The sequence below is a fragment of the Asanoa sp. NPDC049475 genome (genome assembly GCF_040676915.1).
Lineage (GTDB): Bacteria > Actinomycetota > Actinomycetes > Mycobacteriales > Micromonosporaceae > Asanoa.
The window spans coordinates 18,854-31,386 of record NZ_JBFAPY010000014.1 but is presented as its reverse complement, the minus strand read 5'-3'; the positions used below and the strand labels follow the sequence as shown (position 1 = coordinate 31,386).

General features: G+C 69.9%; 11 protein-coding genes. 5 read left to right on the top strand and 6 right to left on the bottom strand.

Annotation, left to right across the window (positions count from 1 at the left end):
* Window positions 1-35 precede the first annotated feature (35 nt).
* Window positions 36-965 (bottom strand): aminoglycoside phosphotransferase family protein, encoded by a 930-nt coding sequence (locus AB0J88_RS38025; RefSeq protein WP_364358640.1) that lies wholly within the window; start codon window positions 963-965, stop codon window positions 36-38.
* A 145-nt stretch (window positions 966-1,110) separates the two neighbouring features.
* Between AB0J88_RS38025 and AB0J88_RS38020 the strand changes: the two genes are divergently transcribed.
* On the top strand, window positions 1,111-2,046 hold the full coding sequence (locus tag AB0J88_RS38020) for an endonuclease/exonuclease/phosphatase family protein (protein ID WP_364358885.1): 936 nt from the start codon (window positions 1,111-1,113) through the stop codon (window positions 2,044-2,046).
* On the opposite strand, the gene cimA is transcribed toward AB0J88_RS38020, so the two are convergent.
* Window positions 2,043-3,632, bottom strand: coding sequence for a citramalate synthase (gene cimA, locus AB0J88_RS38015; RefSeq protein ID WP_364358643.1), 1,590 nt, complete (start codon window positions 3,630-3,632; stop codon window positions 2,043-2,045). The two genes, AB0J88_RS38020 and cimA, sit on opposite strands and share 4 nt — an antisense overlap.
* 283 nt (window positions 3,633-3,915) lie before the next feature.
* Between cimA and AB0J88_RS38010 the strand changes: the two genes are divergently transcribed.
* Both AB0J88_RS38010 and AB0J88_RS38005 read left to right on the top strand, forming a co-directional pair.
* Window positions 3,916-4,338, top strand: coding sequence for a PRC-barrel domain-containing protein (locus tag AB0J88_RS38010; protein ID WP_364358646.1), 423 nt, complete (start codon window positions 3,916-3,918; stop codon window positions 4,336-4,338).
* 87 nt (window positions 4,339-4,425) lie between these two features.
* A complete protein-coding gene (locus tag AB0J88_RS38005; RefSeq protein ID WP_364358649.1) occupies window positions 4,426-5,160 on the top strand; it encodes a tyrosine-protein phosphatase in 735 nt (244 codons plus the stop codon).
* A 176-nt stretch (window positions 5,161-5,336) separates the two neighbouring features.
* On the opposite strand, the gene AB0J88_RS38000 is transcribed toward AB0J88_RS38005, so the two are convergent.
* From AB0J88_RS38000 to AB0J88_RS37990, 3 genes are all read right to left on the bottom strand, one after another.
* A complete protein-coding gene (locus AB0J88_RS38000; protein WP_364358652.1) occupies window positions 5,337-5,846 on the bottom strand; it encodes a hypothetical protein in 510 nt (169 codons plus the stop codon).
* A gap of 1,045 nt (window positions 5,847-6,891) precedes the next feature.
* Window positions 6,892-7,986, bottom strand: coding sequence for a branched-chain amino acid aminotransferase (locus tag AB0J88_RS37995; protein ID WP_364358655.1), 1,095 nt, complete (start codon window positions 7,984-7,986; stop codon window positions 6,892-6,894).
* Between the two features lie 169 nt (window positions 7,987-8,155).
* On the bottom strand, window positions 8,156-9,187 hold the full coding sequence (locus AB0J88_RS37990) for a 3-isopropylmalate dehydrogenase (RefSeq protein ID WP_364358888.1): 1,032 nt from the start codon (window positions 9,185-9,187) through the stop codon (window positions 8,156-8,158).
* A 188-nt stretch (window positions 9,188-9,375) separates the two neighbouring features.
* Between AB0J88_RS37990 and AB0J88_RS37985 the strand changes: the two genes are divergently transcribed.
* Together AB0J88_RS37985 and AB0J88_RS37980 are read left to right on the top strand one after the other, a co-directional pair.
* Window positions 9,376-10,185: an FAD:protein FMN transferase gene (locus AB0J88_RS37985; RefSeq protein WP_364358658.1), complete on the top strand. Its 810-nt coding sequence runs from the start codon at window positions 9,376-9,378 to the stop codon at window positions 10,183-10,185.
* Between the two features lie 279 nt (window positions 10,186-10,464).
* Window positions 10,465-10,815, top strand: a complete 351-nt coding sequence (locus AB0J88_RS37980) for a hypothetical protein (RefSeq protein ID WP_364358661.1) — start codon at window positions 10,465-10,467, stop codon at window positions 10,813-10,815.
* Window positions 10,816-10,879: 64 nt separating this feature from the next.
* Here the strand turns inward: AB0J88_RS37980 and serA are convergent, their stop codons facing one another.
* Window positions 10,880-12,478, bottom strand: coding sequence for a phosphoglycerate dehydrogenase (gene serA, locus AB0J88_RS37975; protein WP_364358663.1), 1,599 nt, complete (start codon window positions 12,476-12,478; stop codon window positions 10,880-10,882).
* Window positions 12,479-12,533 lie beyond the last annotated feature (55 nt).

The window sequence follows — 12,533 nt, the reverse complement described above, 5'->3', positions numbered from 1 at the left end:
CCTTTTAGCCCAATTTGTGGCGAGTATTCTCTAGATCATCTAGGTTCTCGCAGGTCAGCGACGAAAGCCGGCAGATCCCGCAGCCGGTCGGCGGCCGTGCGATCCAGTTGTCCGATCGAAAACGGCCCCGGGTCGCCTTCGCCCAGTGTCCACCTGATCCGCTCGGCGAGCCGGCTGAGCATCAGTCCGGCCCGGCGGGCGAAGCGGTCCCGCGGGGATGGCAGCCGCCTGCCGTGCGCCAGGTAGGCGGCCAGCGCGCGGTCGGTTCGGGGGCCATGACCACCACCGAAGGCGTACGCGGCGTGGGCGGCGACCAGCCCGGCACTGTCGGCACCGGCGCCGTCCCAGTCGATGATCACCGGACCGGCCGGGGTCATCAGGACGTTCCAAGGCTCCAGGTCGCGGTGGGTTGCCACGTAATCGCCGGCCCTGGCGAACGCGCCGGCCACCCAGTCGGTCGCCTCGGCCACCTCTTCCTGGCGCCGGGCCAGCAACGCCGCCCACGGCCTGGCCTGGCGGTGCCCCTCGGCCAGCCAGGCGGTCCAGCGCTCCGGCGGGTGGATGCCGTAGACGACCGGCTCGGCGGCCGCCATCGGGTGCAGCGTGTTGAGCCGGGCCACGGTGGCGCCCAGCCAGTCGGCGAGGTCGTCGCGGGCCTCGACCGGCCGGCCGTCGAGCCACTCGGAGACCCGGACCAGCGTGCCGTCCGGCAGCCGGGCGGCACACCCGACCACGGGGTGCGGTGGCTCGACCGTCCGTGGCGTGGGGATGCCGGCGGCCCGCGCGATGTCCTCCAGCGCCATGGCGGCGCCGATCTCGGCCACCCACGCCTCCGGGACCCGCTTGACCAGGAACCGGTCGCCTCCTGCCGTCAACCGCCAGGTCACGTGGGTGTGCTCGGCGATCGTCGCGCCGCGCTCGGGCAACCCGAACGTCGCACACACGGCTTCCGCGGTGACGGGCACCGGCCGACGATACCGGCGGGTGGATCTCCGTCGGAAGCGCACCAATCCTTCACACCGGATGGTTAGCGTGCTTGGTGTGAAGACGGCCCGTCAGCAGGTCATCGCCGCCGCCCCCGACCAGCGGGGGCGGTCGGTCGCGGCGGCGGTGGCCTGCGCTCTGGCCGTCACACCGGGCGCGGCACTGGCCGTGGTGCGCCTGGGCGGGTGGGAACGCGGCCCGCTGGTGCACCTGGTGGCCTACACCCCGTACGCGGCCGGCCTGAGCGTCCTGCCGCTGCTCGGCGCGCTGGCCCTGCGGCGCTGGAAGGCGGCGGCGGTCGCGGCCCTGTCCCTGGCCGCGCTGAGCGCCGTGGTGCTGCCCCGCGCCCTGCCCGGTGCGGCGGCCGACGTCGGCGGTCCTCGGCTGCGGGTGCTGACGGCCAACATCAAGCACGGCGAGGCCGACCCTGCGGCGCTGGTCGAGCTCGTCCGGGAGCACAAGATCGACGTGCTCGCGGTGCAGGAGCTCAACGCCGCTTTCATCGCGGCCTTCGACGCCGCCGGCATCGGCGCGGAACTGCCGCACCGGATCGTCGACGACCCCGCTGTCTACGTCAACGGCGGGCTCTACTCCCGGGTCCCGCTCACCGATCCCGGCATCCACCAACACGAGTCCGGCTTCACGCAGGCGTACGCGACGGTGACGTTGGCCGGCGGCGCACCCCTGGTGATCGAGTCCGTGCATTCCTGCGCACCGCTCAGCTTGGCCGATGTGCCGTGCTGGTTCGCCGGCCTGCGCGGCCAGCGACCAGCCACATCGGACGGACCGGTGCGGTTGCTGATGGGCGACTTCAACGCCACATTGGACCATGCGCCGATGCGGGCCTTGCTGGCAACGGGATACGAGGACGCCGCGGCCAACATGGGACGCGGGCTGGCGGGCACGTGGCGGCCGATCGACCACGGCTTCTCGTTGCCGCCCATCGCGATCGACCACATCCTGATCGACCCACGGCTGGCGATCCGCGAGTACGCGGTGTGGCCGCTGCCGGGCAGCGACCACAGCGCCGTCTTCGCGGAGGTCTCCCTGCCGCCGGTCTAGCTTCGCGTGGTGGCTTCTTCGCGGTTGAGGCCGTAGGTCAGCGCGTCGACCAGGGCGTGCCAGCTCGCCTCCACGACGTTCTCGTGCACGCCGACGGTGGTCCAGTCGCGTCCGTGGCCGTCGTTGGTCTCGACCAGCACCCGCGTCACCGCACCGGAGCCGTGCGAGCCCTCCAGGATGCGGACCTTGTAGTCGGCGAGCACGAAGCTCGTCAGCTCCGGGTAGTGCTTCGACAGGGCCAGCCGGAGCGCCTCGTCGAGGGCGTTGACCGGGCCGTTGCCCTCGGCCGTGGCGATGACCCGCTCGCCCTTCACGCGGACCTTGGCGGTCGCCTCGGAGACCACCGCGCCGTCCTCACGGTGCTCGACCAGCACCCGGTAGGACTCCAGCGCGAACGGGCGCGGCACCTCCGCGAACTCGCCCCGGACGAGCAGCTCGAAGCTGGCGTCGGCGGCCTCGAACGACCAGCCGCCCGCCTCGAGGTCCTTGACCCGCTGGGTGACGCGGGACAGCTCGGTCGGATGGCCGGCCAGGTCGATACCGAGCTCACGGCTCTTGAGCTCGATGCTGGCCCGGCCGGCCATCTCGGTTACCAGGATCCGCATGTCGTTGCCGACAACCGAGGGCTCGACGTGGTTGTAGAGCAGGGGATCCACTTTGATCGCGCTCGCGTGCAGGCCCGCCTTGTGGGCGAACGCCGCAGCTCCCACGTACGCCTGGTGGGTGTCGGGTGCGATGTTGGCGATCTCGGCGATCGAGTGGGACACCCGCATCGCCTGTTCCAGGCAGCCCTCCGGTAGGACGGGCAGGCCCAGCTTGAGCTGGAGGTTCGCGACGACGGCGAACAGGTCGGCGTTGCCGGGGCGTTCGCCGTAGCCGTTGGCGGTGCACTGGAAGTGCTCGACGCCGGCCTCGACCGCGGCGACCGTGTTGGCCACCGCGCACGAGGTGTCGTTCTGGCAGTGGATGCCGAGCTGGTCGGCACTCACGCCTAGTCGGCTGGTGAGGTCCTGGATCGCGGCGGTGATCCGCGACGGGAGCATGCCACCGTTGGTGTCGCACATGACCACGCGTTCTGCGCCGCCTTCGAAGGCCGCCTGGACCACCGCCGCCGTGTACGCGGGATCGTGGCGGAAGCCGTCGAAGAAGTGCTCGCAGTCGAGGAAGACGCGGCGGTCGTGCTTCACGAAGTGGGCCACGGTCTCCCGGACCATCGCGAGGTTCTCGTCGCCGGTCGTGCGCAGGGCCCGCTCCACGTGCCGGATGTCGGACTTCGCGACCAGGCAGACGGCCGGCGTCTCGGCGTCGAGCAGCGCGCGCACCTGCGGGTCCTCGTTGACCCCGACGCCCGCCTTGCGGGTCGCGCCGAAGGCCACGAGCTGGGCGTGTTTGAGGTCGAGCTCCTTGCGGGCGCGGCGGAAGAACTCGGTGTCCTTCGGCATGGCGCCGGGCCAGCCGCCCTCGATGAAGGTCACGCCGAACTCGTCGAGCAGGCGGGCGACGGCGAGCTTGTCGACCACCGAGTAGCTGATCCCCTCGCGCTGTGCCCCGTCGCGCAGCGTGGTGTCGTACACCTGGTAGGGCATGATCCTGTCGTCCTTTCGGAGGCGGTGGGGCTTCGCGCTTCGCAACAAAAAGACCCCCCGCGAATGCGGGAGGTCTGCGCGCTCGGCGGTGTCGGTTGCCGGCGCGCTAGCTGCCAATAATGAGGGCGAGCGGTGTCACGCTCCGTACTTTGCCACGGTCGCGCCGTGACACCAAACACCTGACCACATGTCGGGAACCCCCGTTGGTGGTTTTCGTCCGCGTTGCGCGGGGTAGGAACTTGTCGACCGAGTACGACAGTCGATACGAGGAGTGAAGGTTCTCATGGACCGGCTCAACCCTCAGCCGACACCGCCCTCCGGCGCCCACGGCGGCGTGCCCACCGGCGCGTTCGACGCGTGGTCGTTCCGCGAAGAGGCTGGTGTGACCGGCTCGGACCTGGTCGGCTACAAGGTCGAGGCGACCGACGGCAGCATCGGCAAGATCGATGCGCACAGCTCTGACGTCGCCGCGAGCTACCTGGTGGTGGACACGGGCGCATGGATCTTCGGCAAGAAGGTCATGCTCCCCGCGGGTGTCGTCAACCAGGTCGACCACGACGAGCGGAAGGTCTACGTCGACCGGAACAAGGACCAGATCAAGTCGGCTCCGGAGTACGACGCGGACAGCCACGACGATCCGGCCTACCGGGACAAGCTAGGCGGCTACTACGGCGGAATGTACGACTCCTCCGGGCCACGCTTGTAGCTCGTTCCATGGGGCGCCCACCGGTCTCCGGTGGGCGCCCTTTCATTGTCTACAGTGGATTCGATGTGATCGGTTAAGGTCTTGGGCATGGAGCCGAACCGGTCGTACCCCCTTGACGGCGTCTTCAACTTCCGCGACATCGGCGGCTATGCCGGCCAGGACGGCCGCACGGTGCGGTGGCGCCAGGTGTTCCGGTCCGATTCGGTGCACCGCATCTCGCCGGCCTCGCTGCCGGAGCTGGGGGTGCGGACGGTCATCGACCTGCGCCGCCCGCGCGAGGTCGCCCGGGACGGCCGGGTGGTCGACTATCCGGGGCTGAGCTACCGGCACATCCACCCGGAACACCCGGAGTGGGCGGTCGCCGGCCCGGACGAGCCGGTCGACCGCTTCATCGCGGACCGCTACCAGGAGCTTGCGGAACTGGGCACGGCGGGGATCGGCGCGGCCCTGAAGGTCATCGCGGACCCGGCAGCCGGCCCGGTGGTGGTGCATTGCGTGGCAGGCAAGGACCGCACGGGAGTGGTGTGCGCGCTGACGCTGTCCTTGCTGGGGGTGTCGGACGGGGACGTGGCAGCGGACTACGCCCTGAGCACGGCGGCGTCGGAGCGGTTCTCGGCGTGGTTGCGCACCGCACTCCCGGACGCGGAGGTCCCCCCGACCCCGTTCATGGCGTCCCCCGCGGCGGCGATGCTGTTGTTCCTGAGCGAACTACGAGACCGACACGGCTCGATCGAGGGCTACGCGAAGCACGCCGGCCTGACAACCGAAGACCTGTCGGCCTTGCGCGCCCATCTGCTCAGCGACGGCCGCGGCGCGGCGTAGACGCGCTCCGCGCCGCGCGCGTATTCACGCAGCGACGCGAACCGCTCCGCTCAGGGTGCCCCCTACCTCGGGGCCGCACTTTGTAACAGGCTCACGGCAGACGATCTGGCCGTATTGCGTGCCATCCGCTCAGCGGCGGGGAACGCGCCGGGTGGGCGCGCTCCCCTTCGCAGGCGTTACTTCTTGATGGGCTCCAGGCAGAGCACGTGGCCCGTGCCGTTCTTTTCGCCCGTCCAGTACGAGACCGTCGTGGTCTTCCAGGGGTCGCAGGTGGGGTCGTTCTCGCCGGCGGCCATGAAGTCTTCCTGGCGGATGCTGTCGACGCGGCCCAGTACGGTCCACTCGGCGGTCGCGTCGTCGCAACCCACGATCTTCATGTCTTCGGCGGTCTGGCCGATCAGGCAGTCACCGGCCCCGGCGATCTCGGGGTCGCCGGTGACGACCTTCCACACAAAGCCGACGCCGAGTACGAGCACCAGGCCGATCACCGCGCCGAGGAGCTTGCGGATAACGATCGACTTGTTGCTCATCTTGGTCGGGTCAATCATCTGCGGCCCGCCCGCGGGAAAGTCACTGGCCGGCGGAGGCGTGAAGGGCGGCAGGGTGTTGCTGTTGGCGGGCGGCGGGGTGGGCGCCCCAGCCGAAGGCTGCGTAGCGGGCGTCGGGGTCGTGGACTGCTCGGACACGGATGTTCCTCTCGAAGATCAAACTCCGAGCGGAGACGCTAGATCATCAATGCGCCGCCCGTTGCCCCGAGCTGATCATCCGTTCGGCCCACATGTACCCCCGAACGACGCCCTTGACCAGCCACTCCGCGCCTGCCCCGCGGTTCGATGCCGGCGACCAAACCTCACCAACGCCGCCCAACGAAAACCCAACGCGGACCAGCCGCCCAAAAGCCCACCGCGCCCCGGTCGGACGGCATCGCCCAGCTCGGCCGCAGTCCGCGACCGACCCCAAGCCTGAAATGCCCCCGCGAAAGGCCCCGATGCGAGCCGGTGTAGCGCCGCCTAGCGGGGAAGCGAGGTCTGGCGCGGGGTTCGGGGGACGTAGGTCGCCGTTCGCGGCGCGCCACGGCGGCCTTCATTCCACGAGGCTCACAACGACGACGTAGGTCGCGGTCGTGGCGCGCCACGGTCGCCTTCATGGCACAGGGCTCACAACGACGTACGTCGCGGTTCGCGCCGCCCCGCGGTGGCCTTCATGGAACAGGGCTCACAACGACGCACGTCGCGGCTCGCGGCACGCCACCAAGGCCTTCGTGGCACGAGGTCACAACGACGCACGTCGCGGTTCACGGTGGGCCTTAGTGGAATCGGTGGGTCGCGGCTCTCGCCGGATCGGCACCGCCTGCGTGGTGTGGCGGGACGCCGGCCCATGCGGACGATTCATAACCATGCGCGTCCCATCAGCACGTTGAATCATCGCGCGCTCGTTGACGAATGCCTTGCCAGGCAACCAGCTTTCCGGGCCACGCAGCCGCCGCCTACAGGGAATGCCTTACGCCGAGGCAGGATCGTCCGGCTGATGGTCGCGGTGGCTCCCTTAGCTGTCGCCGTTTCTGGCCGCCGGTGACGGAGTGAATCCGCGTGTTGTGTGGCCGTGTCTACATCGGACGCATTCATCAGTCCAAGGAGGACGACACAGAGCGAGCCTACGACTTTGCCTGAGGCTTCGAACGTTCAAGGGCGCGCCGGGAAGAACCCGGCGCGCCCTTGAACGGAAAACAGCTCAGAAAACCTTGTGCACCCAGCCATAGGGGTCCGCGGCACGGCCGCGCTGGATGTCGACCAGGCGCTTCCGGATGCCCATCGTCACCTCGCCCGAGGTGCCGTCGCCCACCTTGAACGAGCCGCCTTCGAAGCGGACCTCGCCGATCGGCGTGATGACCGCTGCTGTGCCACAGGCGAAGGCCTCGCGGATGCGGCCGCGGTCCGCGTCCGCGTGCCACTCGTCGAAAGCGACCGGCCGCTCGATCACCGCTCGCCCGTCGTCGTCGGCCAGGCGCATGATGGCCTCGCGCGTGATGCCCGGCAGGATCGTGCCCAGCGGTGGCGTGACCAGCGTGCCGTCGTCGTACACGAAGAAGATGTTCATGCCGCCGAGCTCGTCGATCCAGCGCTGTTCGACGGCGTCGAGGAACACCACCTGGTCGCAGCCGTTGGCCGCCGCCTCCTGTTGGGGCAGCAGCGATGCCGCGTAGTTGCCGCCGAACTTCGCCGCTCCTGTGCCGCCCGGGGCCGCTCGCGTGTAGTTCGGGGAGACCCAGACGTTGACCGGCTTGATGCCGTGCTTGAAATAGGAGCCGACCGGCGACGCGATCACCACGTAGAGGTATTCCATCGCCGGGCGGACGCCCAGGAAGACCTCGCTCGCGAACATGAACGGGCGCAGGTAGAGGCTGCCTTCGTCGTCGTTCGGGATCCACTCGCGGTCGATGCTGATCAGCCGGCGCAGGGAGTCGACGAACGCTCCCTCAGGGAGATGGGGCATCGCCAGGCGGGTGGCCGACGTGGTGAACCGCGCGGCGTTGGCCTCCGGGCGGAACATCGTCACCGTGCCGTCGGCGTTGCGGTAGGCCTTGAGGCCCTCGAAGATCTCCTGCGCGTAGTGCAGGACCGCGCTGGCCGGGTCCATGGGGATCGGGGCGCGGGCCTCGATGCGGGCCTCGTACCAGCCCTTTCCGTCGGCGTAACGCGCGGTCACCATGTGGTCGGTGAAGACCCGCCCGAAACCGGGGTCGACCATGAGCGCGGCGCGCTCGGCGGCGGGTACCGGCTGGGGATTCGGGCGAATCTCGAAGTCGAGCTTTTCACCACCGCTCATCGGCGTTGGACCTCCAGGTAAGCCGGCAGGGAGCCGGCAACACTCAGTAAAGGTAAAGGCTGCGCAAGAAACTTACCCCGAACGGTCGTTCAAGGGCGAGAGGGCGTCGGACGAAACGATTCGCCCGGAGGGTCCTGGTTCGCGCGACGCCTAATGATGCGAAAAGCAATCAGCCCACGGCGCCGGCGGCGAGCCGGTCACCGACCTCGGCGGTGCGCAGCTGCGTGCCGGACGTGCGTCCGGCCAGCTCGGCCGCGACCGCCTCGGCTACTCGGTGTGCGGCGTCGGCGTGCCCGAGGTGGTCGAGCAACAGCGACACCGAGAGCACGGCGGCGGCCGGGTCGGCCACGCCCTTGCCGGCGATGTCGGGTGCCGAGCCGTGCACCGGCTCGAACATCGACGGGTGGACCCGCCCGGGGTTGATGCAACCACTGGCGGCCATGCCGATGCCACCGGTCACGGCGGCGGCGATGTCGGTGAGGATGTCACCGAAGAGGTTGTCGGTGACGATCACGTCGTAGCGCTGCGGCTGGGTCACGAGGAACATCGCGGCGGCGTCGACGTGCTGGTATTCGGTGGCCACGTCGGGGTGCTCGGCGGCAACCGTCTCGAACGTGCGCGCCCACAACGAACCGGCGTGGGTCAACACGTTGGTCTTGTGGACGAGGGTGACCTTGCGGCGGGGGCGGCGGGAGGCCCGCGCGAACGCGTCGCGGATCACGCGCTCGACACCGTGCCGGGTGTTGAGGCTCTCCTCGGTCGCGATCTCGGCGGGCGTGCCCCGGTGGAGGCCGCCGCCGGCGCCGGCGTAGAGACCCTCGGTGCCCTCGCGCACCACGATCATGTCGATCTCGCCGGGCTTGACCCCGGCCAGCGGGCTGACCACGCCCGGGAAGAGCCGCGAGGGCCGCAGGTTGACGTATTGGTCGAACGCGAAGCGGAGCTTGAGCAGCAGGCCGCGCTCGAGCACGCCCGGCGGCACGGTCGGGTCGCCGACGGCGCCGAGCAGGATCGCGTCGTGGCCGCGCAGCTCGTCGAGCACGGAGTCGGGCAGGACCTCGCCGGTGCGGTGGTAGCGCGCGGCGCCGAGGTCGTATTCGGTCGCCTCGACACCCGGGAGCACCGCGTCGAGAACCTTGCGCGCCTGGTCGATCACCTCGGGACCGATGCCGTCACCGGCCACCACCGCGATCCGCGCCACAGACACGTCAAAGCTCCTTCTGAACGAAACGGCGTCTAACAAACGTTAAGCCATCGTCCCGCCAAGCGGTATATGACTCCCACCATGCGGAATCGGGCAGACTTACCCAGGAAACTCTCAGCCGGTGCTCATGCCCTCGTCATCCGCAAATCCTAGGTTTAACGCAGTCCAAGCCGGAAGGGGGCCTAATGCGCCCAGACCTACGCCTAGGCGGCGGCTCGGCCACCACGCTCGCCCACCCCGCCGCCGCCAACGGTGGCTTGGTCGCACACCACAACGTGCAGACCTCGACGGCGGGTTTCACGTTGACTCTGGTCAGCCCCTCGACGATGACCCGCAAGGACCTCGCGGCCGCCATCGCCGACGCGGTCGGGGAACTGCGCGCGATCGACGTCGCCTACAGCCCGCTGCGTGAGGCCAGCCTGGTCGCTCGCCTGCGCCGAGGCGAGGTCTCGCCCGACGCCTACGCGCCCTTGGCCGACCTCGTGGCCCGCTGCGACGCGATGCGCGCCGCCACCGACGGCTGGTTCGACGCCTGGGCCGCACCCGGCGGCTTCGACCCGAGCGCCCTGGTCAAAGGTTGGGCCATGGAACGCGCCGCCGCCCGGGTCCGGGCCGCGGGCATCACCGACTACGCGGTGGCCAGCGGAGGAGATCTGACGGTACGCGGAAACGCCCCGCACGGCGGCCCATGGAAGGTCGCGGTGCACCACCCGTACGACGCGCGCCGCAAACCGGTCCAGCTCGAGCTCACGTCTGGCGCCATCGGCACCTCGGGCGTCACCGGCCGGCGGGGTCACGTCATCGACCCGCACCGCGCGAGTCCGGTCGACGAGATCCGCGCCGCCACGGTGATGGGCCCCGACCTGGCCGTCGCTGACGCATATGCGACAGCCCTCTACGCGGCCGGCGACGCGGGCCTCGCGTGGTTCCCCACAGCGGAGGGCTACACGGCGAGTTTGCTGCAGGACGAGTACGCGACACGCGGCGCCGTCTGACTCTTGCGTCGCCGACCGGAGAATCGATAGCGTGGTCACGCGGTTACGCAGTGAGGTTTTCCGGCGCGGATCAGGTCTTCGGGTGACCTTGGATGCGTCGGTACTGTGAGCCACCCTCCGTAGTGCGCAACCAGTGCACCGCGAACGTGAATCAGCTCCCCCACTGCCATTGCCGAGGCAGCGGGGGAGCTGATTTTTAATGTGCGGTCCAAGATGCGCGAACGCGTAGTGGCGCGGTCGTCGCCACGTAGCCCACAGGCCAATGGCACACTATCCGGCGTGAGTTTCGATCTGGTGGTCTGGGCGATGGAGCCGGACGCCTCGGCAGAGGATGTGGGCGCGGCCTTTGAGCTGTGTCGACAGGGCGAGCACGTGGACGGTGCGCCGCACCGGAAGATCGCCGACTTCTATGCCGCTATGACGTCGGCGTACCCGGACCGAAACACGAACGGTTCGCCGTGGGCGGTCACGCCCCTGCACGTGGCGAGCGACCACGTCGAGATGAAGCTCGACGAGGACTGCCCCGACGAGGTGCTGCTGGCCGTCGAGGAGCTCGCCGGCAAGCACGGGCTGCTGTTGTTCGATCCGCAAGGCGGCACGGTCTATCCGCCGGGAGCGATGACCTCCTGACAAACGAATAAAAGGGGACGGGCGGCACACTGGCCGCCCGTCCCGTTTTCGTGCGCCAGGAGACTTATTCGGTGCGCAGGTCGACCGCGCTGGCCGAGCCGGCGCCGATCTTGGCCTGGGCGGCCGCGAGCAGCTCGGCGTCGACCGAGTTGTCGACGGTCAGCGTCATCAGCGCCTCGCCGCCGGCCTCGCGCCGGGCCACCTGCATGGCGGCGATGTTGACGCCCGCCTCGCCGAGGATCGAGCCGATCGCACCGACCACACCGGGCCGGTCGGCGTACCGGAAGAAGAGCAGGATGCCGTCGGCGGCCAGCTCGAGCGCGAAACCGTCCACTTCGGTCAGCTTGGCGACCTCGCGGCTGCCCGAGACCGTGACGGTGCCCGAGACGCTCACGGAACGGCCGTCGGGCAGCGCGCCGCGGACCGTGACCAGCGTCGGCTGCTCGCTGGTGTCGGTCAGGGTGACGAGGTCGACCTCCACGCCGCGGTCCGCCGCGATGTGCGGGGCGTTGACGTAGGTCACCTGCTCCTCGACCACGGAGGCGAAGAGGCCCTTGGTGGCGGCGAGCTTCAGCACCGACACCTCGTTGGTGAGGATCTCGCCGCTGACCTCGACGGTCACGCTGGCGGCGACCCCACCGGCGACCGCGGTGAACGCGCGGCCGAGCTTCTCGGCGAGCGGCAGCAGCGGGCGCACGTCTTCGGCGACGACGCCGCCGGCCTGCACGTTGACCGCGTCGGGCACGAACTCGCCCTGGAGCGCCAGCTTGACCGAGCGCGCCACGGCGAGGCCGGCCTTGTCCTGCGCCTCGGCGGTCGACGCGCCCAGGTGCGGGGTGGCGACCACGTTGTCGAATGCGAACAGCGGCGACGAGGTGCAGGGCTCCTTGGCGTACACGTCGATGCCGGCGCCGCCGACCCGGCCCTCGGCGATCGCGTCGGCGAGCGCCTGCTCGTCGATCAGCCCGCCGCGCGCGGCGTTGACGATGCGGACGCCGGGCTTGACCAGCGCCAGCTCCTTCTCACCGATCAGGCCGACGGTCTCCGGCGTCTTCGGCAGGTGGATGGAGATGAAGTCGCTCTCCCGCAGCAACTCCTCCAGACCCACGAGGCGCACGCCGAGCTGCGCGGCCCGGGCCGGCTGCACGTAGGGGTCGTAGGCGATCAGCCGGGTGCCGAACGCCGCGATCCGCTGGGCGAACAGCACGCCGATGCGACCCAGGCCAACGACGCCGACGGTCTTCCCCTGGACCTCGACGCCGGTGTACTTGGACCGCTTCCACTCCCCCGCCTTGAGCGCGGTGCTGGCGCTCGCCGTGTTGCGCGCGACGGCGAGCAGCAGCGCGACCGCCTGCTCCGCCGCGGACACGATGTTGGACGTCGGTGCGTTGACGACCATGACGCCACGCGCGGTGGCGGCGGGGACCTCGACGTTGTCGAGGCCGACACCCGCGCGGGCCACGACCTTGAGGCGCGGCGCGGCCGCGATGGCGGCGGCGTCGATCTGGGTGGCGCTGCGGACGATCACCGCGTCGGCTTCGGCGAGCGCGGGCAACAGTGCCTCGCGGTCAGAGCCGTCGACGTGCCGGACGTCGAAGTCGTGCGCGAGCACGTCGATCGCGGCGGGGGCCAGTTCTTCGGCGATAAGAACTACGGGAGTCATAGGTCCTCGTAAATTAGGGAAAGGGCGCCGGCAGCGGCTGCCTACCACTGAAATG

Excerpts from the sequence above, each read along its gene's own strand:
- cimA (WP_364358643.1), bottom strand. The coding sequence starts at position 3,632 with ATGCCCTACCAGGTGTACGACACCACGCTGCGCGACGGGGCACAGCGC.
- AB0J88_RS38010 (WP_364358646.1), top strand. The coding sequence starts at position 3,916 with ATGGACCGGCTCAACCCTCAGCCGACACCGCCCTCCGGCGCCCACGGC.
- AB0J88_RS38005 (WP_364358649.1), top strand. The coding sequence starts at position 4,426 with ATGGAGCCGAACCGGTCGTACCCCCTTGACGGCGTCTTCAACTTCCGC.
- AB0J88_RS37995 (WP_364358655.1), bottom strand. The coding sequence starts at position 7,986 with ATGAGCGGTGGTGAAAAGCTCGACTTCGAGATTCGCCCGAATCCCCAG.
- AB0J88_RS37985 (WP_364358658.1), top strand. The coding sequence starts at position 9,376 with ATGCGCCCAGACCTACGCCTAGGCGGCGGCTCGGCCACCACGCTCGCC.
- serA (WP_364358663.1), bottom strand. The coding sequence starts at position 12,478 with ATGACTCCCGTAGTTCTTATCGCCGAAGAACTGGCCCCCGCCGCGATC.